17 protein-coding genes are annotated in these 21,098 nt (G+C 69.7%); 5 read left to right on the top strand and 12 right to left on the bottom strand.

Features of this window, described 5'->3' with window-relative positions; genetic code table 11:
• Positions 1–100: 100 nt before the first annotated feature.
• On the bottom strand, positions 101–1,531 hold the full coding sequence (locus tag ACZ5U5_RS29020; protein WP_469027296.1) for a DUF4192 domain-containing protein: 1,431 nt from the start codon (positions 1,529–1,531) through the stop codon (positions 101–103).
• A gap of 133 nt (positions 1,532–1,664) precedes the next feature.
• On the opposite strand from ACZ5U5_RS29020, the gene ACZ5U5_RS29015 reads away from it, so the two are divergent.
• The gene (locus ACZ5U5_RS29015) at positions 1,665–3,854 is read left to right on the top strand and encodes a RecQ family ATP-dependent DNA helicase (RefSeq protein WP_469027293.1); all 2,190 of its coding nucleotides are present in this window, start codon (positions 1,665–1,667) and stop codon (positions 3,852–3,854) included.
• 213 nt (positions 3,855–4,067) lie between these two features.
• Positions 4,068–4,703: a hypothetical protein gene (locus ACZ5U5_RS29010; protein WP_469027291.1), complete on the top strand. Its 636-nt coding sequence runs from the start codon at positions 4,068–4,070 to the stop codon at positions 4,701–4,703.
• A gap of 213 nt (positions 4,704–4,916) precedes the next feature.
• Here ACZ5U5_RS29010 and ACZ5U5_RS29005 read toward each other — a convergent pair whose 3' ends face one another.
• The 3 genes from ACZ5U5_RS29005 to ACZ5U5_RS28995 form a co-directional block, all read right to left on the bottom strand.
• On the bottom strand, positions 4,917–5,591 hold the full coding sequence (locus tag ACZ5U5_RS29005; protein WP_469027288.1) for a hypothetical protein: 675 nt from the start codon (positions 5,589–5,591) through the stop codon (positions 4,917–4,919).
• Between the two features lie 77 nt (positions 5,592–5,668).
• Positions 5,669–6,370, bottom strand: coding sequence for a ribonuclease HII (locus ACZ5U5_RS29000; RefSeq protein ID WP_469027285.1), 702 nt, complete (start codon positions 6,368–6,370; stop codon positions 5,669–5,671).
• 47 nt (positions 6,371–6,417) lie between these two features.
• Positions 6,418–7,032, bottom strand: coding sequence for a TetR/AcrR family transcriptional regulator (locus ACZ5U5_RS28995; RefSeq protein WP_469027282.1), 615 nt, complete (start codon positions 7,030–7,032; stop codon positions 6,418–6,420).
• 124 nt (positions 7,033–7,156) lie between these two features.
• Here ACZ5U5_RS28995 and ACZ5U5_RS28990 point away from each other — a divergent pair, with 124 nt between their 5' ends.
• Positions 7,157–8,713, top strand: a complete 1,557-nt coding sequence (locus ACZ5U5_RS28990; RefSeq protein WP_469027280.1) for an MFS transporter — start codon at positions 7,157–7,159, stop codon at positions 8,711–8,713.
• A gap of 127 nt (positions 8,714–8,840) precedes the next feature.
• On the opposite strand, the gene ACZ5U5_RS28985 is transcribed toward ACZ5U5_RS28990, so the two are convergent.
• The 5 genes from ACZ5U5_RS28985 to ACZ5U5_RS28965 all read right to left on the bottom strand — a co-directional run bounded on the left by ACZ5U5_RS28985 (position 8,841) and on the right by ACZ5U5_RS28965 (position 13,373).
• Positions 8,841–10,628 carry a DUF4153 domain-containing protein gene (locus ACZ5U5_RS28985; protein ID WP_469028028.1) on the bottom strand — a complete coding sequence of 596 codons (1,788 nt, stop codon included), beginning with the start codon at positions 10,626–10,628 and terminating at the stop codon, positions 8,841–8,843.
• Between the two features lie 191 nt (positions 10,629–10,819).
• Positions 10,820–11,728: an ADP-ribosylglycohydrolase family protein gene (locus ACZ5U5_RS28980; RefSeq protein ID WP_469027277.1), complete on the bottom strand. Its 909-nt coding sequence runs from the start codon at positions 11,726–11,728 to the stop codon at positions 10,820–10,822.
• Between the two features lie 12 nt (positions 11,729–11,740).
• Complete coding sequence (locus tag ACZ5U5_RS28975) at positions 11,741–12,400, bottom strand: histidine phosphatase family protein (RefSeq protein WP_469027275.1); 660 nt, start codon at positions 12,398–12,400, stop codon at positions 11,741–11,743.
• Between the two features lie 130 nt (positions 12,401–12,530).
• Positions 12,531–13,136, bottom strand: a complete 606-nt coding sequence (locus ACZ5U5_RS28970; protein WP_469027273.1) for a YdbC family protein — start codon at positions 13,134–13,136, stop codon at positions 12,531–12,533.
• A gap of 33 nt (positions 13,137–13,169) precedes the next feature.
• A complete protein-coding gene (locus tag ACZ5U5_RS28965) occupies positions 13,170–13,373 on the bottom strand; it encodes a hypothetical protein (protein WP_469027271.1) in 204 nt (67 codons plus the stop codon).
• 72 nt (positions 13,374–13,445) lie between these two features.
• Between ACZ5U5_RS28965 and ACZ5U5_RS28960 the strand changes: the two genes are divergently transcribed.
• Positions 13,446–13,973: a TerD family protein gene (locus ACZ5U5_RS28960; protein ID WP_469027269.1), complete on the top strand. Its 528-nt coding sequence runs from the start codon at positions 13,446–13,448 to the stop codon at positions 13,971–13,973.
• Positions 13,974–14,039: 66 nt separating this feature from the next.
• Here ACZ5U5_RS28960 and ACZ5U5_RS28955 read toward each other — a convergent pair whose 3' ends face one another.
• Positions 14,040–16,937 (bottom strand): vitamin B12-dependent ribonucleotide reductase, encoded by a 2,898-nt coding sequence (locus tag ACZ5U5_RS28955; RefSeq protein ID WP_469027266.1) that lies wholly within the window; start codon positions 16,935–16,937, stop codon positions 14,040–14,042.
• Positions 16,938–17,071: 134 nt separating this feature from the next.
• On the bottom strand, positions 17,072–17,626 hold the full coding sequence (gene nrdR / locus ACZ5U5_RS28950; RefSeq protein WP_469027264.1) for a transcriptional regulator NrdR: 555 nt from the start codon (positions 17,624–17,626) through the stop codon (positions 17,072–17,074).
• A gap of 494 nt (positions 17,627–18,120) precedes the next feature.
• Here nrdR and lexA point away from each other — a divergent pair, with 494 nt between their 5' ends.
• Positions 18,121–18,903: a transcriptional repressor LexA gene (lexA, locus tag ACZ5U5_RS28945; protein ID WP_469027261.1), complete on the top strand. Its 783-nt coding sequence runs from the start codon at positions 18,121–18,123 to the stop codon at positions 18,901–18,903.
• Between the two features lie 128 nt (positions 18,904–19,031).
• Here the strand turns inward: lexA and ACZ5U5_RS28940 are convergent, their stop codons facing one another.
• A complete protein-coding gene (locus ACZ5U5_RS28940) occupies positions 19,032–21,074 on the bottom strand; it encodes an ATP-dependent DNA helicase (RefSeq protein WP_469027258.1) in 2,043 nt (680 codons plus the stop codon).
• Positions 21,075–21,098 lie beyond the last annotated feature (24 nt).

Raw genomic sequence — 21,098 nt, 5'->3', positions numbered from 1 at the left:
CTACCGGACGGGAAGCCACTCGCCCGGCCCTGGCCTCCCCCGTACGGCAGCACGGCCGGCACCCGCCCGGCTCCTGAGCCCCGGAGCCGCACGCCCGCGTTCACGTGTCGTTCCTCGCTGTGCGACGGATGGTGCTGCGGCGGTTCTGTGGCCCCGTGGCCGGCCTGTCGGTGACCCGTGCGCCCGTGCCGCCCTTCGGACGTGCGGGGCGGCGGCGTCGAGGGGCGACGCCCACTGGCTCACCCACCGGCTCACCCGCGAGATCCGAAGGCTCTGCGAGCTCCGAGGGCTCCGAAGTCTCCTGGGGCTCCGAGGCGAGTGGCAGCTCCCCCTGCACTCCCGTGGCACTACGGTCGCTTCGCTCCGTGCGCAAGCAGCGGCGGATCGGTTCGGGGTCCAGATCTCCGGTGCAGGCATGGTGCAGGAGCTGCGCGAAGGTGTAACTCGGATCGGCGCACAGCGCCATGGCCAGAGCTTCCTGGCCCTCCGTGGTGTCGCCCAGGGACCATGCGACCCAGCCCGCGAGCGACAGCGGTGCCGCCGCGTGCTCCTTGTAGGCCCCCACGCAGCGGCGGGACAGGACCCTCCAGAGACGGAGCGCCGACGCGGCCACTTCGCCTTCCATCCACTCTGCGGCCCTATCACGCGTCGTACGGTCCTGCAGGCCGAGGATCAGCGCGGCGGCCTCATCGTGCGCGAGAAGCTCGTCGTCCTGGAGGTCCGCCTCGAGCCTGTCGACGACCGTCGGCGCGGCCACCATGCGTGCCATGATCCGTCGGGCCAGGTCGAGCGTGTCCGCGGCGACCTCGGCCTGCCCGCCCTCCCCCAGCATCCGGTGCACGAGCGCCATGCCGGCCGCGTCGAGCGCGGCTTCCTGGTCGACTGCGGCGACGGATTCCCAGGGAGCCAGCCGCGCCCGCATCTCCCGCGTAGTGGCGCCTACTTGGACGCCGGCGTAGGCCGTGGCGGCGGCCAAAACCGAGGTGCCGGGGCGCAGCAGTGGCACACCCTCCGGCGGGCAGCACTGCTGGTTCGGGCAGCAGTAGGTCCAGAAGGTGCCCGCCGAGATGCACACGACCTCGAACACGGGGACGTCGAGCCTTCCACAGGCGGTGCGGAGCTCCTGCGCCAGCGGCCGCAGGCGCTCCATGACCTGCCGGCCGGTCTCGGCGCCGTCCGGTTCCGCGCACAGGAAGGCCACGATGCCGTCAGGCCGGGCGCCGCGCCGCTCACAGCCGCCCACCAGGCACTGTGCGAGCTGCTCAGCGATGGGCGGCCAGTCCTCCGCACGCCCGGGAATACCGAGGCGCACCCGGCCGCCGAACCGCCCCCTCTCGCCGTGCAGGGCGATGAGGACGACACTCTCCTCGGGCCTGAACCCGAGCAAGTACGGCAGGGCGTCCGCGAGTTCGGCGGGGGTGCGCAGGGTGACCGTCGTCTCGTCGATGGATGCGGTTCGCTCAGCCGAGCCGATGGAGTTGCTGGAGTGGGTCGAGTCGATCGGATCGTTTTGCTCGCTGTGGTTCGTCATGCGCCGACTCTCCCGCGAATGACCAGATTCCGGTTTGCCCTGTGGATAAGTACAGTCAGGGGCACGCCAAGAGTTATCCACAGCTCGGCGGACCCGTTCGCCTAATGTCAGACCCATCGGGTTGCATGGGGGCATGAGCAACGAAGATCTGCGCACGGCGGCCGATGCCGTACTCGCCCGCCTCGTCGGCGGCCCCGCGCCCAAAAGTGGCGAGGCGGCGGCGTCGGACGGTCCGCGGCTGCGCGAGGACCAGTGGCGCGCGATCGAAGCGCTCGTCGCCGACAAGCGAAGGGCCCTGGTCGTACAGCGCACGGGCTGGGGAAAGTCCGCCGTGTACTTCGTCGCGACCGCGCTGCTGCGAGAGCGGGGCAGCGGCCCCACCGTGATCGTCTCCCCGCTGCTCGCGCTCATGCGCAACCAGGTGGAGTCGGCGGCGCGGGCCGGGATCCGCGCCCGCACGATCAACTCCTCCAACACCGAGGAGTGGGAGACCATCCAGGCCGAGGTCGCCTCCGGCGACGTGGACGTCCTCCTCGTCAGCCCGGAGCGGCTGAACAACCCGGACTTCCGCGACCAGGTCCTGCCCAAGCTCGCCGCCGCGACCGGCCTGCTCGTGGTCGACGAGGCGCACTGCATCTCGGACTGGGGCCACGACTTCCGGCCCGACTACCGACGGCTGCGCACGATGCTCGCCGACCTGCCCCCTGGCGTCCCCGTCCTGGCGACCACCGCGACGGCCAACGCGCGCGTGACAGCTGACGTGGCCGAGCAACTGGGCACCGGTGGCAGTTCGGACGCGCTCGTGCTGCGCGGCCCCCTCGACCGCGAGAGCCTGAGCCTGAGCGTCCTCGAACTCCCCAACGCGGCGCACCGGTTGGCCTGGCTCGCCGACCATCTGGACGAGCTGCCGGGCTCAGGAATCATCTATACGCTCACCGTCGCCGCAGCCGAGGAGATCACCGCCTTCCTCCGGCAGTGCGGGCACACCGTCACCTCGTACACCGGAAAGACCGAGAACTCGGACCGCCAGCAGGCCGAGGAGGATCTGCTCGCCAACCGCGTGAAGGCCCTGGTCGCCACCTCCGCCCTGGGGATGGGCTTCGACAAGCCCGACCTCGGTTTTGTGGTGCATCTCGGCTCCCCTTCCTCTCCGATCGCGTACTACCAGCAGGTCGGTCGTGCGGGCCGAGGTGTCGATCACGCGGAGGTGCTGCTCCTTCCGGGCAAGGAGGACGAGGCGATCTGGAACTACTTCGCCTCGCTCGCCTTCCCGCCCGAGGAGCAGGTCCGGCGCACGCTGGACGTGCTGGCGCAGGCGGGGAGGCCACTTTCGCTGCCCGCCCTGGAACCGCTGGTCGAGCTGCGCCGGTCACGTCTGGAGACGATGCTCAAGGTCCTCGACGTGGACGGAGCGGTCCGGCGGGTCAAGGGCGGCTGGACCTCCACGGGGATGCCCTGGGCGTACGACGCCGAGCGGTATGCCTGGGTCGCCAAGCAGCGACAGACGGAACAGCAGGCGATGCGGGACTACGCCACGACTCCCGGCTGCCGGATGGAGTTCCTGCGACGGCAGCTGGACGACGAGGCAGCCGCCCCCTGCGGCCGCTGCGACAACTGCGCGGGAGCGCGCTTCACCGACGCCGTGTCGTCCGGGGCGCTCGACACGGCGAAGGGCGAACTGGTCCGCGCGGGCGTCGATGTGGAGCCCCGCAGGATGTGGCCCACCGGGCTCGCCGCGATCGGCGTCGACCTGAAGGGACGCATCCCTGCGGGGGAACAGGCGTCGCAGGGCCGGGCGTTGGGGCGTCTCTCCGACATCGGGTGGGGCAACAGGCTCCGTCCGATGCTCTCGCCGCAGGCCCCTGACGGGCCGGTGCCCGACGACGTGGCGAACGCCGTGGTCGGTGTCCTCGCCGACTGGGCGAAGGGCCCCGGTGGCTGGGCATCGGGCGGCGCCGACGCGCAGCCGCGACCGGCCGGCGTCGTGACGATGTCCTCGCACACCAGGCCCCAGCTGATCCAGTCACTGGGTGCGCGGATCGCTGAGATCGGCCGCCTGCCCCTCCTCGGCTCCATCGAGTACGCCGCCGGCGCCGATTCGACGCACGTTCCGCGGAGCAACAGCGCCCAGCGTCTGCGCGCCCTCGACGGGACGCTGACCGTGCCCCCCGAGCTCGCCGCGGCGCTCCAGCAAGCGGGCGGCCCCGTGCTGCTCGTCGACGATTCGACGGACAGCGGCTGGACCCTGGCGGTGGCCGCGCGCATGCTCCGCCGAGCCGGAGCCAAGGGTGTGTTGCCGCTGGTCCTGGCTGTACAGGGCTGACGAAAGCGTCAACGGGGGGCGCCTTGGGCAGGGATATAGAAGGCGCATCACCAGATACCGGTCGGCGGTCCCAATTGCTCGTTGCCGCAAGGCAGTCCGACGGGAAGAATTGGTAGCGCTCCCCGCGCGGCTCCCCGTGGCCCGGCAGCACTGTGCCGCGGTGCGCTCCCCAGCCCGACCCCGCCCTCTGGGCGCGTAGCCGAAGGGAGGACCGTGACCTTCGGATTCGCTCCGTCCGCTGCGGCATCGATGCCGGAGTCTTCGATGTCGGCTGAGATGTCCGCCGATCCCGCCAACCGACTGGCCCGGATGCTGGAGCCCGCGGAGTGGTCAGCCGCGGGGATCCCCCTGCTGCGCAACCCGCGTGAGGTCGTCAGCGGCCTGCACGCCCGGCATCGTCCGACGCCCGCGACAGCGGTCGTCGCCGTCCTCGATCCGGAGGAACGGCTGCGGGCGAGCGCCTCGTTCACCCGTCGGCCTAGCCCGGCGGACGGGTGGGTCTTCCGTAACGCCCTGCTCGCGCAGTTGCGCCGGATCATCCCGCACGACCTGCGCCGCCGCACACCGGTGCGTACGGCCGTCCTGCTCTACTGCCGTGACGGTGACGCACGTTGGACGCAGGAGGACGGGGCGTGGATGTGGGGGTTGCGGGACGCCTGCACGCTGCACGGGTTGCGGTGCGGGGCCTACATCACGTTGACCCATGACGGCTGGCAGGTGCTCGGCGAGGGGCGCGGGGGCCGTCGGCCGAGCACCGGCTCACAGCCCGAGGCGTTCGCCGACACCGATCCGCCACCACGCACCGGCGGCGCCGCGTCCGACGTCCTCCGCCGAGCGGCGGCACGCTGAGGCGTCCGCCGCACCACCCCGCCGCGAGGCGGGAAAGGCATGAACGGGCGCGTGCCCGCCGGCAGCGTCGCGCGATGCGCGATGCGCGACACGCACGGCTCGAGGCTCACTTCGCCATGCCACCGCAACCGGTCGCCCCACGCCGCGACTTCGTCCGCCTGACGACGAACGTCAGGCAGGCGAAGCCGAGGCGCGGATGTCGGACAGCGAGCGTCAGACGCCCGCGCCCAGCATCGCGTTGATCCGCTGCGGGTCACCGCAGACGATCAGCAGGGTTCCGGCCCGGGCGAGCGCCGTCGGCAGCGCGCCGACCGCGATCTCCTCGCTGCCGCCGTTGATGGCGACAACGACGACGGGGCGGGACACGGCACGGTCCAGGGCGGCGGCGTCCGCATAGAAGACGTCGTCACCCGCGTCGTGCTGAGCCCAGTAGGAGACCTCGCCGAACGACAGCTCGTGCGTGGCCCACGGGTGCGGGTCGCCGGTGGTGATCACCAGCACCTCACCAGGAGCGCGGCCCGAGTCGAGCAGCAGGTCAACGGCTTCCTCGGCGGCGTCGAGCGCCCCCTCGACGGGAGCCGGGATCAGCTGGATCTGCGGAACCGAAGTACCGGCGTCCGCTGCGGGGCCCGCGGGGACACCAACGGGAGCGGCGGGAGATCCGGAAACAACCGGGGCGGAAGGCCCGGGCTTGGCGGCCGGCTCACGCGACATGCGCTGCGCCGGCGGCGTCGGCCGGGCGGGGCCCGGTCGGCCAGGACGCGGCGCGGCCGCGGGACGCGGGCCGGGTACGGGGCGGGGGGTCGGCGTGATGCGGCCACTGGCCGGGGTCACGCGGGGACCCTGGGCACTCTCGGGAATCTGAGGCTCCTCGGGACTGAGAGGCATGCGTTGTTATTTATCAAACGCCGGTGCGGGTGGCATCGGCGGGTGGCACTGGAGTGCGATGGGAACTGCCGGAAGCGTCAGAAATCGAAGCCGAGCTGGCCCTCGATCTCCGGAACGCTTCCATCCGCCCAGCTGCGGGCCTTCTTGAGGTGCCGCCACTGGGGCAGCGCATCAAGATACGCCCACGACATCCGGTGGTACGGGGTGGGCCCCCGCTCCGCCAGCGCGGCCTTGTGCACCGGCGACGGATAGCCGGCGTTGGCCGCAAAACCGAAGTCTGCATGTTCGATACCCAGTTCGGCCATCATTTTGTCGCGCCGAACCTTCGCGATCACCGACGCCGCGGCGACGGCCACACAGGATTGGTCGCCCTTGATCACCGTACGAACCTGCCAGGGAATCCCGAGATAGTCGTGCTTCCCGTCGAGGATCACCGCTTCCGGACGCACCGGAAGCGCCTCCAGGGCGCGTCCCGCGGCGAGCCGCAGCGCGGCGGTCATCCCCATGTCGTCGATCTCCTCGGGCGAGGAGTGCCCCAGGGCATAGGCCGTGACCCAGCTCTCCAGCTCCCCCGCGAGCGTGGTGCGCCGCTTGGGAGTGATCAGCTTGGAGTCGGTGAGCCCTTCGGGCGGCCTGCGCAGTCCCGTGATCGCCGCACATACGGTGACCGGTCCCGCCCACGCGCCGCGCCCGACTTCGTCGACTCCGGCAACGATCTTCGCTCCGGTGGTAGCGCGAAGGGAGCGCTCGACGGTGTGGGTGGGTGGTTCGTACGGCATGGCGCCTGACAGCCTACGCCGCGCCATGCCACCGGCGACACCCAGGTCTACCGACGAAGCAGCGGAACCATGACCTGATCGATCAGCTCGGTGAACTCCTCGTCTCCCCATTCGCTCCCGCACACCTTGGACCGGTACATCATCATCGCCGGAATGACATCGCATACGTAGGAATTCGTGGCCTCAGCGCGGACCTCTCCGCGCTCGACCCCACGGCGTACCACCTCTTGGATCAGTCCCACGCTCGGCCCGATGACCCCGTCGAAGATCACGCCATGGAACCGCTCGGCCGTCACCGTGTCGCACTCGTGAAGGACCGCGCGGAGTGCGAATCCGGGCCGCGAGAACATCGCCTCACGCATCTGCCTGCACAGCTGAAGCAGGTCTTCCCTGACCCCTCCGCAGTCCGGCGCGGAGTCGAGTTCCGGAAGGCCGGCCTGCAGCGCGTCGACGACAAGGTCCTCCTTGGAGGGCCAGCGGCGGTAGACGGCGGCCTTGCCGGTCTGGGCGCCCGCGGCCACGCCTTCCATCGTCAGACCGGCCCAGCCGACGGTGCTGAGCTGTTCGAGCGTGGCCTCGAGGATCGCCCGTTCGAGCACGGGACCCCGGCGGCGCAGGGAGGCCGTTTGAGCGGGTGCGGCGCTCCAGCGCGAAGTAACCATCGATATCTCTCCGTAGGAGTACGAGGCAGTGCCAGTGAACGGTTGCGTTCACTGATGGGGAGTCACTACCGTGGACGGAACAGTGAACGGGAGCGTTCACTAACGCACTTGTGGGGGACCCATAGTGACCACCTCTCAGTTATCCAAATCTCAGAAGCCCGGTGCCGCCCGCCGAGAAGGCCGCCCCGGAATCGCCCTGACCGTCATCGCGGCCTGCCAACTCATGGTGGTCCTCGACGCGACGATTGTGAACATCGCGCTCCCGCACATTCAGGACGCGCTCAAATTCTCCACCACTGACCTCACTTGGGTCGTCAGCGCGTACACCCTCACCTTCGGCGGCCTGCTGCTTCTCGGCGGCCGGGCCGGAGACATCCTCGGCCGCCGCCGCGTCTTCATGACCGGCATCCTGGTCTTCACCCTCGCCTCGCTCCTGGGCGGATTCGCGCAGGAGCCCTGGCAGTTGCTGGCCGCGCGTGCCCTGCAGGGCGTAGGCGGCGCGATCGCGTCGCCCACCTCACTGGCCCTCATCACCACGACGTTTCCCGAAGGACCCGAGCGCAACCGCGCCTTCGGGGTGTTCGCGGCCGTCTCCGCGGGCGGCGGCGCCATCGGCCTGCTGACCGGTGGCATGCTCACCGAATGGCTCGACTGGCGCTGGGTGCTGTTCGTGAACGTACCCATCGGCATCCTGATCGCCTTCCTCACCCCGCTCTACATCAGCGAGTCCGAGCGCCACCCGGGCCGTTTCGACATCGCGGGCGCCCTCACGTCGACCCTCGGCATGGCCTCCCTGGTCTACGGATTCATCCGGGCGGCAGAGGACGGCTGGAGCGACAGCCTCACCATGGGGTCGTTCGGCGCGGCGATCGTGCTGCTCCTCGCCTTCGCGCTGGTCGAGAGCCGGGCGAAGGAACCGATCACTCCACTGAAGATGTTCGCCGACCGCAACCGCTCCGGCTCGTACGTGATCATGCTGAGCCTGGCCGCGGCGATGTTCGGCATGTTCTTCTTCATCGTGCTCTTCGTCCAGAACGTCCTGGGCTACACACCGATCGAGGCGGGCCTCGCGTTCCTGCCGGTCACGGTCGCGATCGTGGCGGGCGCGGGCATCTCCCAACGGCTGCTTCCGACCCTCGGCCCCAAGCCGTTCATGGTGATCGGTTCGGCCCTCGTCGCCATCGGGCTCGGCTGGCAGACGCTCATAAGCCCGGACAGTTCGTACGTGAGCGGAGTGCTCGGCCCGATGCTCCTGTTCGGCTTTGGCATGGGTCTGAACTTCGTGACCCTGACACTGACAGCCGTCTCCGGAGTGGCCCAACACGAGGCGGGCGCGGCATCGGGGCTGCTCAACGCGACGCAGCAGGTGGGCGGTTCGCTCGGCCTCTCCATTCTGACCACGGTGTTCGGCACGGCGAGCCGCGACGAGGGCAAGGAGCAGATGGCGGACTTCATGGCGAACGCCTCGCCGGAACAGAAGGCCGCCTTCACCAAGACCGGCGAGCTGCCCGCTCCATGGGGGCACGAAGTGCTGTCCGAGGGGATCTCGACGGCCTTCATGCCGGCCGTCGCCATGGCCCTGCTCGCCCTGGTCACCGCGCTGGTGGTGGTCCGGGTACGCAAGAGCGACATGGACGCGTTGTCCGGGACGGCGAGCGCGGCGGGTCCGGCGGGCGGCTGACAGGCGCGCGCAGGCGTGCGTGCCGGGTCGCCCGTGGGGACGGGAGAGCGGCCCGGCACTCACCGCCATGGAGGGCCACAACCGCCCTCTCGTCACCCGGCGGACCCGCGGCCCACCCGCGCACGACTCAGCGGTACGAGGTCTCCTCGCCCTGGCCCGCGCAGCCCGACGAGGGCGCCTCGGGCGGCCGGTCCTCGAGGATCTCCCTGGCCCGCGCCTCCCCCAGGCTGGTGGCGTACCAGGGGCCGCGCTCGGAGCCGAGGCTCGTCTCGAGGCCCTCAAGGACGCAGGAACGCAGCGGTTCCGGCAACCCGTCGAGGGCCGGAGCCGCATCGGCGGACAGCCCCCGCGCGTACTCCACGTCGAACTTCCCGGTGTCTTCGTAGCGCTGCACATTGCGCTCGGCGATGAGCCCGTCGGGCGAGAGGAGCCCGAAGGCCAGTACACCGGCGGCCGCACTCGCCGCAACGGCGCGCGGCAGCCAACGCGCGCCCCACACACCGGCCGCCATGATCAGCACGATGACCAGGCCGAGCCAGAGCTCCACGGCCACGACCGACACCCTCAGCCTGGTCAGGCCGTACGCCTCGACGTACATGTCCATGCGCCGCACCGCCGAGGCGACGACGACGAGTGTGAGGGCGCAGAGCGTGCCGAGCACGGAGCGCACCAGACCTCGGTCGCGTGCCCCGTCCCGCGGCGCCCAGCGCAGCGCAAGGACGATGACGACCAGAGTGAGCAGCGTGGCGAGCAGCAGCTGCCAGAAGCCCTGGCGTGCGTACGCGGCGTACGACAGGTCGGTCTTCTCCAGGACCGCGTCGTAACCGCCGAAGAGCACGGCGAGCTGCACCACGTTGAACGCCGCGAACAGCAGGTTGAGGACGATCAGCGGCAGCGCCCACTCGACGCGGCCCCGCTCCCGTCCCGGACCCACGACGAGCCGGTCCCACCGCACGGGCGCGGCGGCGGTGTGTGCCGCGGCGAGCGCCCCTACGACACCGGCCGCAAAGAGCAGTAGACGCCATGGCCCGTCGGCTACGGAGGCGTCGGGCATCAGATCGCCGAGCAGCCCCGCGAAGGCGGCATCGGCCCCGGCGAACAGTGCGCCGAAGACCAGCAGCAGCACGGCGGTCACCGCGGCCGCCCGCAGTACGGGTCCGCTCCTGGACCCGCTCGCACGGTCCCGCATCCCGCGCCAGCCCCAGCCGAGACCGGAGAGCACCGCTTCGAAGAGACCGATCGGGCCGAGCAGCACGCCGGGCCAGGTACGGCAGCCGTGCAGCGCGAGCGAGCCGAGGCCGACGGCGCCGACGATGGCGAGGAACGAGGGCCACCCCGCGTCCCGCAGCGCGGGCACGGCAAGCAGCGCGAGGCCACCGATCGCCCAGGCCAGCGTCCATGGGCGCGGCCTGCGACCGGCCTGGTCGGCGGCGAAGTACGCGGCGAGCGCGGCGGGCACGGCGACGATCAGCAGGTTGATCGCGAGCCCGTCGCCGAGCAGCAGCATGCTCAGCAGGCCGGTCGCGAGCACCGCGACGAGCGTGCCCGCGCGGACCGGGGCGGGTGGCTCGGAACGCAGGTCGGCCAGCAGTGGCTCGTGCTTGTACGCGCCCTCCGGGTACGCCCAGTCGGGACGAGGCCCTGGACCGCCCTCCGGAGTGCGCGGCCGGGGCACGGCGTCCTGGGGTTCCCCAGGCGCCTCGCCGTGGCTGTGGCCGTGGCCATGGCTGTGGCTGTCCGCACGCCGCGCTTCTGGCGGCTCTTTGGCTGGATCTCCTACCGGATGTGCTGGTGAATCCTCCACATCTGATGGCTCAGGCGTGGATGGTGAATCGGACACGGGACCCCCTCCCGGCCGGCCCGCACGTGCAGCGGACGGCACGCACGCGTGGCGGGGCCGCCGGGCGACCGGCATCTCGTTGAGGCGCAAGTCATGATCAACTCGCGGCCTGCCGGAAAGAGTAACCGGAGGGCCGACGCCGGCCCCCGCATCGGCCACGCTGTGGCATGACCGTGACAGTCACACCGGAAACTCAAGGTCATGCCGTCGTAACCGCCGAAGCGACGCACCCTAACCGCCGAAGCGACCCGCCTCGGCCGCCGAAGTCAGCCCTCCGTGACCGGCACCCAGCCGGGCAGCGCCTCGGTCCGCTCCAGCCACGCCTCGGAGGGCGCTCCACCGTTACCGGCAGCGACCACCCCGCCCACGATGGCGCAGGTCGTGTCCATGTCGCCGCCCACCTGAGCAGTGGACCAGATGGCCCGCTCGTAGGCACCCAGCCCACGGGCGGCCGACCACAGCGCGAACGGCACCGTGTCGTGAGCCGTCGTGCGGCGGCCACAGCCGAGGACCGCGGCGACCGTCGCCGCGTCCCCGTAGTCGAGCATGTCCCGCGCGCGACGGAGCCCCGCCCCCACGGCACTGCGGGGCACGAGGTCGATCACGCCGTCGAGCAACGCCTTGGGGGCGGGCGGCCCCGCGGGATCGGCCACGAGCGCCGTGGCAGCGGCCACCGCCATGGCTCCCACGACCGCCTCACGGTGCTGGTGCGTGGGGTAGGCGGAGATCTCCGCCTGATGGGTCGCCTGCTCCGGATCGTCCGCGTACCAGGCGCCCAGCGGGGCGATCCGCATGGCCGCCCCGTTGCCCCAGGAGCCCTGCCCCTTGAACAGCGCGGAGGCAAGCTCCCGCCAGTCCCCGCCCTCCCGGACCTGCCTGAGCAGCCGGTTCACGGCAGGGCCGTAGCCGCGGTCGAAGTCGTGGTGCTCGGCGAAGGACAGGGCCAGGGCGTCCTGGTCGATCCGGTCGTGCCGGATCAGGACCGCGAGCACCGAACAGGCCATCTCGGTGTCGTCGGTCCACTGCCAGGGGCCTGGGGGCGTTTCGCGGCGCTTCAGCAGGGGGTAGTTCGCGGGCACGAAGAACTGAGAGCCCAGCGCGTCCCCCACCGCCAGTCCACGCAGGCTGGCCAGAGCGCGGGCCAGGCGCCGGTCGGGAGAGGAGTCAGCGGTCATCGCCCTGCCACTCTATCCGGTGACGCCGTAGGGTTCGGGTTCGCGCCAGCGTTCGAACGGCCGGTCCAGGGTGTACTTGCCGTCGTCGCCGAGCACCAGCGTCCTCATCTCGCCGTTCCCGGGGTTGGACAGCGACTCGAACTCCGCCACCGACCAGTGGAACCAGCGCATGCAGAAGAGCCGCATGGTCAGGCCGTGGGTGACAAGAAGGACGTTCGGCGGATGGTCCGGGGCCTCGAAGCTCCGGTAGAGGCTCTCCAGGAACGCACCCACCCTGTCGTACACGTCGGCCCCCGACTCACCCTGGGCGAAGCGGTAGAAGAAGTGCCCGTACGCGTCGCGGTAGGCCTTCTGCAGCCTGACGTCGTCCCTGTCCTGCCAGTTTCCCCAGTCCTGCTCCCGCAGCCGCGGCTCCTCGCGGATTCTCACCAGCTCGGGGTCGAGCCGCAGGGCACGGAAGGTCTCGTGGGTACGGCGGTAGGGCGAGACGTACACGCTCACCCGCTCCCGGCCGACGACTTCCCGCAGCTGCTCACCCGTCTCCTCCGCCTGGTGCCAGCCCTTCTCGGTGAGCGCCAGCGCGTGATCGGGTTCGCGTTCGTACACGGTGTCGTCGGCGTTTCCGGCCGACTCGCCGTGCCGGACAAGGAAGATGCGCTGCGGACGTGCCATACGGAAACCCTAGATCGGCCCCTCCCCCGCGGCTCAACCGGTCGGCCTTCGAGGCTCCATCCGGCGTATGCGGTCGCTCCGGACGCTGCCGCTCACGGCGACAACGCCGCAGGTCACCGCATGCGAGGCGTCACACCGTCCACGACGGCTCCAGTTCCACGATGTCACCGGCCAGCGCCGCGACATCGGCCTCCGTCTGGGCCCGAAGCAAGAGGCGCTCCACGCGCTCCCTGCGGTACTTGCCGTGCTCGGCGGCCGAAAGCCACATGGAGAGCACGAGGAACTCATGCCCGGGCGCCTCCCCGAAGAGCCCGCGCACCATCCCCGGAGAGCCCGCCATCGCCGGATTCCAGACCTTCTCCTGCATGAGCGCGAAGTGCTCCACCCGCGCCTCGCGGACCCGGCAGTGCGCCACCCGCACCACGTCCGCGTCCGTGAAGCGCGGTTCGAAGCCCGTCTTCACATCGAAACGATGGTCGAAGAGCTTGATCTGGATGTCCTTGAAGGTGCCCGACTGCGTGGCGGCGAGCCGGTCATGGGAGCGCGCCATGAAGGAGTCGTAGAAAGCCCGGCTCTCCCAGAAGCCGAAGACGTGCGCCACGCCCGGCCGCTCCCGACTCCACCCCCCGCCCTGTCCCCGGAACCCCGGCTCCCCCAGAAGCCCCGCCCACTTCCGCTGTCCCCGCTCGAACCCCCGTCGGTCCACCACGGTGCAGCGAATCCACTTGACCAGCACCGCGCCATCGTACGGCGCGGAACGTGGCCCGGGTCACGCTCCGGCGTAGTGCGCCCGGATCAGCCCGGCGCGATCATCGGCGGTCAGTTCGATACCGAACTCACGGTCGAGGATGTTCCCCAACTCCTGGGCCGATACGTCGCGTTCGTCCGATCCAAGCCGCGGCGAACAGAAGACAGGGCGGACCCCGAACGCCAACGGCCCTTCCGACCGGCGAACTTCAGTGATGTCAGTCATGCGTCGTAGCGTGTCTGTTGGACATGCCTAGAGCACCGGCGTGAGCGGGGACTACGAGGAGGGGGATCTCTGGTGAGCAGTGTCAGCAAGGGAATTGAGAAGGTCGAGGTGGGGCTCAAGTGGGATCCGAGCCCTCTGGGCTCACCGTCGCACGACCTCGACATCATCGCAGCGACGTACATGGCGGACGCTCCGTACGACAGCCCCGCGTATCTCGTGCATTTCGACAGTCGTGCCCCCGACGGGACGATCACTCTCAACAGGGACAGTCAGACGGGTCAGGGCTTCGGCTTCGACGAGGTCATGACCCTGGAGCTCGACCGGCTCGCGTCGACGTACGCGCGCGTGGTGGTCGGTGTGGCCATACAGCCTCAAGAGGAGCGCAAGGTGTTCGGCGACATCCCGAACACCTCCGTACGCATCCGCCATGGATACACGGACCTCGCCATGAGCGACCTCTCCGGTGTCTCCGCGTACACGGCGACCACCGTCGCCGAGTTCACCCGGGACGAGTCGGGCGCCTGGTCCTTCCGCGAGGTCGTCCGCGGCTTTGACGCCGACCCGACGTCCTTCGCGGCACTGATGGGCGGCGCGCTCTGAGAACGCCATGAGGGGTTGGCGGAGCCTTCCGGCTCCGCCAACCCCTCACCTGGCTATGTCAGCTGATCAGCTGCAACCACTGGTCGAACCGCAGCCCTCGCAGATGTAGCAGGAGCCCGCCCGCTGCATCTTCGTCCCGCAGGAGAAGCACAGCGGCGCGTCGGCCTGGATGCCGAGCTGCATCTCGACGAGCTCGGCGCTGGTGTGCGCCTGCTGCGGAGCGGGCTTCTCGGCCTCGGCCTTCGGTTCGGCGACCGCCTTCAGGACCTCGGGCTGCCGCGGGGCGGACTGGGCCAGACCCTCGACGTCGACGTCCGACTCGTCCATGGACGGCTCGTACGAACCCGTCTCCAGGTGACGCTGACGCTCCTCGGCCGAGTGGATGCCGAGCGCGGAGCGGGTCTCGAAGGGCAGGAAGTCCAGCGCCAGGCGGCGGAAGATGTAGTCGACGATCGACTGCGCCATCCGCACGTCCGGGTCGTCCGTCATGCCGGCGGGCTCGAAGCGCATGTTCGTGAACTTCGAGACATACGTCTCCAGCGGGACGCCGTACTGCAGGCCCACGGAGACGGCGATCGAGAAGGCGTCCATCATGCCGGCGAGGGTCGAGCCCTGCTTGGACATCTTCAGGAAGACCTCGCCGAGACCGTCGTCCGGGTAGGAGTTGGCGGTCATGTAGCCCTCGGCGCCACCCACGGTGAAGGAGGTGGTGATCCCCGGGCGGCCCTTGGGGAGGCGCTTGCGGACGGGGCGGTACTCGACCACCTTCTCGACCGCGGCACGGATCGTGTCCTCGGCCTTCTCGGTGACCTCGGCCTTCTCCTGCTCCTTCTTCTTGGCGGAGAGGGGCTGGCCGACCTTGCAGTTGTCGCGGTAGATGGCGAGCGCCTTGACGCCCATCTTCCAGGCCTCGTAGTAGACCTCTTCGACGTCCTCGACGGTCGCCGTCTCCGGCAGGTTGACCGTCTTGGAGAGCGCTCCGGAGATCCACGGCTGGATGGCCGCCATCATCCGGACGTGGCCCATCGCGGAGATGGAACGCTCGCCCATCGCGCAGTCGAAGACCTCGTAGTGCTCGGGCTTCAGGCCGGGGGCGTCGATCACATTGCCGTGGTCGGCGATGTGGGCGACGATCGCCTCGATCTGCTCCTCCTGGTAACCCAGGCGACGCAGGGCCTGCGGCACGGTGCCGTTGACGATCTGCATCGAGCCGCCGCCGACGAGCTTCTTGAACTTCACCAGGGCGAGGTCGGGCTCCAGGCCCGTGGTGTCGCAGGACATCGCGAGACCGATGGTGCCGGTCGGCGCGATGACGGACGCCTGGGAGTTACGGAAACCGTTCTTCTCGCCGAGGCGGAGCACGTCCTGCCAGGCCTCCGTCGCGGCGGCCCAGATCGGCGAGTCCAGGTCGTCCACGCGGGGCGCCGTGGCGTTGGCGTCGGAGTGCTGCTTCATGACGCGCTTGTGAGGCGTCGCGTTCTTGGCGTAGCCGTCGTAGGGACCGACGACCGCGGCCAGCTCGGCGGAACGCTTGTACGACGTGCCCGTCATCAGGGAGGTGATGGCGCCAGCCAGGGAGCGGCCGCCGTCGGAGTCGTACGCGTGGCCGGTGGCCATCAGCAGGGCGCCGAGGTTGGCGTAGCCGATGCCCAGCTGGCGGAAGGCGCGGGTGTTCTCGCCGATCTTCTGCGTCGGGAAGTCCGCGAAGCAGATGGAGATGTCCATCGCGGTGATGACCAGCTCGACGACCTTGGAGAAGCGCTCGGAGTCGAAGGACTGGTTGCCCTTGCCGTCGTCCTTGAGGAACTTCATCAGGTTCAGCGAGGCGAGGTTGCAGGACGTGTTGTCCAGGTGCATGTACTCGCTGCACGGGTTCGAGCCGTTGATCCGGCCGGACTCCGGGCAGGTGTGCCAGGCGTTGATGGTGTCGTCGTACTGGATGCCGGGGTCGGCGCAGGCCCAGGCGGCCTCGGCCATCTTGCGGAAGAGCGACTTGGCGTCGACCTCCTCGATGACGTCGCCCGTCATGCGGGACGTCAGACCGAACTTGCCGCCCTCCTCGACCGCCTTCATGAACGTGTCGTTCACGCGGACCGAGTTGTTGGCGTTCTGGTACTGGACGGACGTGATGTCGTCGCCGCCCAGGTCCATGTCGAAGCCCGCGTCACGAAGGGCGCGGATCTTCTCCTCTTCCTTCACCTTGGTCTCGATGAAGCCCTCGATGTCGGGGTGGTCGACGTCGAGGATGACCATCTTGGCCGCGCGGCGCGTGGCGCCACCAGACTTGATCGTTCCTGCGGACGCGTCGGCACCGCGCATGAAGGAGACCGGTCCCGAGGCGTTGCCACCGGAGGACAGCAGTTCCTTGGAGGAACGGATACGGGAGAGGTTCAGGCCGGCGCCGGAGCCGCCCTTGAAGATCATCCCCTCTTCCTTGTACCAGTCGAGGATCGAGTCCATGGAGTCGTCGACGGCCAGGATGAAGCAGGCGGAGACCTGCTGCGGCTGGGGCGTTCCGACGTTGAACCAGACCGGCGAGTTGAAGCTGAAGATCTGGTGCAGGAGGGCGTACGCCAGCTCGTGCTCGAAGATCTCGGCGTCGGCGGGCGAGGCGAAGTAGCTGTAGTCCTCGCCGGCCTTCCGGTACGTCTTCACGATGCGGTCGATCAGCTGCTTGAGGCCGGTCTCGCGCTGCGGGGTGCCAACGGCCCCGCGGAAGTACTTGCTGGTGACGATGTTGACCGCGTTCACCGACCAGAAGTCGGGGAACTCGACGCCACGCTGCTCGAAGTTGACCGAGCCGTCGCGCCAGTTGGTCATGACGACGTCTCGGCGCTCCCAGACCACCTCGTCGTACGGATGCACGCCGGGCGTCGTATGGATGCGCTCGATACGCAGACCCTTGCTGGCCTTGGATCCCTTGGCGCGGGAACCTCGTGCCGGGCCGCTCGTCGTCTCGGTCATGCCGCCTCCCTGTATCAGGCTAAAACGCCCTGAAGTGCCACGATGTTCCCGTGACACGGTGTTGTCTGGTGCCGCGAAAGCCGCGAAGGCTTACGCAACAGGTCTGTGTGTGCCGCCGTCGGCCGTTCAGCCGGTCAGTCGGCGGCAGTGGCGGGCACCGGGACTTCGACAGTCCCTCCGGGCCCGCATTCGTTCGCGCCGGGCTCCCCGCCGGCGCCCTGCGGCTCTTCGTCGAGCCGCTTCTCCCGCTGGTCCCTCAGCTCCCCGACGGCAGCCTCGAAGTCGTCGAGCGAGTCAAAAGCCCGGTACACGGACGCGAAGCGCAGGTAGGCCACGAGGTCCAGCTCCTGCAGCGGACCGAGTATGGCCAGACCGACGTCGTGCGTGGTCAGTTCGGCACTCCCGGTGGCCCGCACCGCCTCTTCGACCCGCTGGCCGAGCTGGGCGAGGGCGTCCTCGGTCACCGGCCGCCCCTGGCACGCCTTGCGTACGCCGTTGATCACCTTCGTACGGCTGAACGGTTCGGTCACGCCGCTGCGCTTGACCACCATCAGCGAACACGTCTCCACGGTCGTGAAACGACGGGAGCAGTCGGGGCACTGACGGCGCCTGCGGATCGACGTGCCGTCATCGGTGGTGCGACTGTCGACCACGCGACTGTCGGGGTGCCTGCAGAAGGGGCAGTGCATGGAACTCCCAACCCTCCTTCACGACACGACTCATAGACCTCAAGCGGCCCGTGAGCCCCTCGAAGCAGCCCCAAGCATAGGCGATGCCCACGGCCTGAATAGACCGGGGACCACAACTTCTGGGCCGTGGTTGCAATCCAACCACTAGATCTGGGGTTTGACCGTAAATCCGGCCTCATCGCGTGTCGCGCGCCCACGACCCGTCGGGAAGGGTACGAGCCCATCTCGCGCGCAGCACGGGAAGGGGGCGGTGCGGGGTTGACCGGGTGCCGAGTGGCAGTATGGGAGCCCCACTGAGGGGGCCCCGGCCCTGGCGGTGAAGCGTACCGTAATGAACTGAAATGCCAGTCGGCTCGAACGTTAGCCATACACCCAGACGCATGATCAGAACAGGCGATCTGCGATTTTTCACTCGAACGTGTGTTTGGCGCAACCTTTCGAAAGCAACTACCGTTGGCTAACTAGGGAGAACATCTCGAGAGGGGCCGACCGACGTGACCACCACCGCAGACAGCGCCACCATCACTGCCCAGGACCGCCAGAGCCGACTCGAGCCGGTGCATGCCATGAATGACGCAGCCACGAACCAGGAGGGCTCCAAGCCCACACGCTCCCTACCGGGCCGACCTCCTGGCATCCGCGCCGACAGCTCAGGGCTGACGGACCGGCAGCGCCGCGTGATCGAGGTCATCAGGGACTCGGTGCAGCGGCGGGGGTACCCGCCGTCCATGCGGGAGATCGGGCAGGCGGTAGGCCTCTCCAGCACCTCATCGGTCGCTCACCAGCTGATGGCCCTGGAGCGCAAGGGCTTCCTGCGCCGCGACCCGCACCGCCCGCGGGCGTACGAGGTGCGTGGCTCGGACCAGCCGAGCAGCCAGCCCACGGACACGGCAGGCAAGCCCGCCGCTTCGTACGTCCCACTGGTCGGCCGCATCGCGGCCGGTGGCCCGATCCTGGCCGAGGAGTCGGTGGAGGACGTCTTCCCGCTCCCCCGGCAGCTCGTCGGTGACGGTGAGCTCTTCGTCCTCAAGGTCGTGGGTGACTCGATGATCGAGGCCGCCATCTGCGACGGGGACTGGGTCACGGTCCGCCGCCAGCCGGTCGCCGAGAACGGCGACATCGTCGCCGCCATGCTCGACGGCGAAGCCACGGTGAAGCGGTTCAAGCGCGAGGACGGTCACGTGTGGCTGTTGCCTCATAACTCCGCGTACCAGCCCATCCCCGGTGACGAGGCCACGATCCTCGGCAAGGTGGTGGCGGTGCTGCGGCGAGTGTGAGCCTCCGCCCCTGACCGGGCCCCGGAACCAACTGCGCCGGTTCCGGGGCCCTGCTGCGTCCGCGGCCGTTCACCGGACCCGGGCGTCAGCCCTGGGGAGCAGGCCCGGGCCCCAGCCCGGGCCCCTTCCTACACCTCGGCAGCCTCGTCCTCGTCCTCCGTCTGGGGATTGGTCTTGGGGTCAGGCTTGGGGTTCGGCTTGGGATCCGCCTTGGCGGCCGCATCGATCGCGGCCAAGGAGCGGCGGGCCTGATTGCGGTCCGTCGTGTACCAGAAATCGGGGAGCGAAGCCCTCAGATAGCTGCCGTAGCGCGCGGTCGCGAGCCGGGGGTCCAGGACGGCGACCACTCCACGGTCCGCGGAGGCCCGCACCAGCCGGCCCGCGCCCTGCGCCATCAGGAGCGCCGCGTGGGTCGCGGCGATGGCCATGAAGCCGTTGCCACCGCCGTCGTCCACCGCCTTCTGGCGAGCGCTCATCAGGGGGTCGTCGGGGCGCGGGAAGGGGATCTTGTCCATGACCACCAACTGGCAGCTGGCGCCCGGCACGTCGACGCCCTGCCACAGGGACAGCGTCCCGAACAGGCAGGTCCGCGTGTCCGCCGCGAAGTTCTTGATCAGCTCGCCCAGCGTCTCCTCGCCCTGCAGCAGGATGGGCATGTCGAGACGGCCGCGGAGCTCCTCGGCGGCGTTCTGAGCGGCGCGCATGGAGGAGAACAGGCCGAGCGTACGACCGCCTGCCGCCTCGATCAGTTCGGCCAGCTCGTCGATCATGTCGCTGCGCGTGCCTTCGCGACCCGGCCGGGCCAGGTGCTGGGCGACGTACAGGATTCCCTGCTTGCGATAGTCGAAGGGCGAACCGACGTCGAGGCCCTTCCAGGCCGGGGCGTCCTCGGACTCGGTGCCCTCGGGGGCGAGCCCCAGGGAAGCGCCCACGCCGTTGAAGTCGCCGCCGAGCTTGAGGGTGGCGGACGTGAGGACGACCGAGCGATCGCTGAAGAGCTTCTCGCGAAGCAGGCCCGACACGGACATGGGGGCCACCCGCAGCGAGGCTCCGAAGCGGTCATGCCGTTCGTACCAGACGACATCCCACTCGGAGCCGTTCGTGATGCGCTCCGCCACGTCGTGGATCGTCTCGACGGAGGCGAGCGCCTGTTTGCGTACGGCGTCCTCGTCCTGGACCGATTTGTCGCGGGTGGAACCGAGGGCAGAGATGACCGTACGAGCGGCGTCACGCAGAGCCATCAGCGCGTACCCGAGGTCCTCCGGGACCTCCTCCAGGCGGCCCGGGAGTGCCAGCTCCATCACCCGCTCGAAGCCCTCGGACGCGGTCTGGAGCTGGTCTGCCGCCTTTTCGTTGACGAGCTTGGCGGCTCGGCGCACGGCGCGGTTGACCTGGCCCGGGGTGAGCTCGCCGGTGGCGACACCGGTCACCCGGGAGACCAGTTCGTGCGCCTCGTCCACGATCAGCACTTCGTGCTGAGGGAGGACGGGGGCGCCCTCGATGGCGTCGATGGCGAGGAGCGCGTGGTTGGTGACGACGACCTCGGCGAGCTTGGCCCGCTCCCGCGCCGCCTCGGCGAAGCATTCCGCTCCGTACGCGCACTTCGTGGCGCCCAGGCATTCCCTGGAGGAGACCGAGACCTGGGACCAGGCACGATCGGAGACTCCGGGAGTCAGGTCGTCCCGGTCGCCGGTCTCGGTCTCGTCCGCCCAGTCGCGCATCCGCAGCAGGTCCTGGCCGAGCTTGCTGGTGGGGGCAGCGGCCTCGAACTGGTCGAAGAGGCCAGGCCCGTCCTCCTCTTCCTGCGGCACGCCTTCATGGAGGCGGTGCAGACACAGGTAGTTCGAGCGGCCCTTGAGCATGGCGAACTGGGGGCGGCGGCGCAGCAGCGGATGCAAGGCGTCCACCGTCCGCGGCAGATCACGCTCCACGAGCTGGCGCTGCAGCGCGAGGGTGGCCGTCGCGACCACCACGCGCTCACCGTGCGCGAGCGCGGGCACCAGGTAGCCGAGGGACTTGCCCGTGCCGGTGCCGGCCTGGATCAGCAGATGGGAACCGTCGTCGATCGCCTCGGCGACGGTCTCGGCCATCGTCACCTGGCCAGGGCGCTCTGTGCCGCCGACGGCGGTGACGGCGGCGTGCAGGAGCTCGGGAAGGGAGGGCTTTGTCATAGCGCGACCACCCTACGGGTCTCC

The organism is Streptomyces sp. NPDC033177 (genome assembly GCF_055577715.1).
The sequence above is the reverse complement of the archived record's forward strand: the minus strand, read 5'-3'. Positions and strand labels throughout refer to the sequence as shown.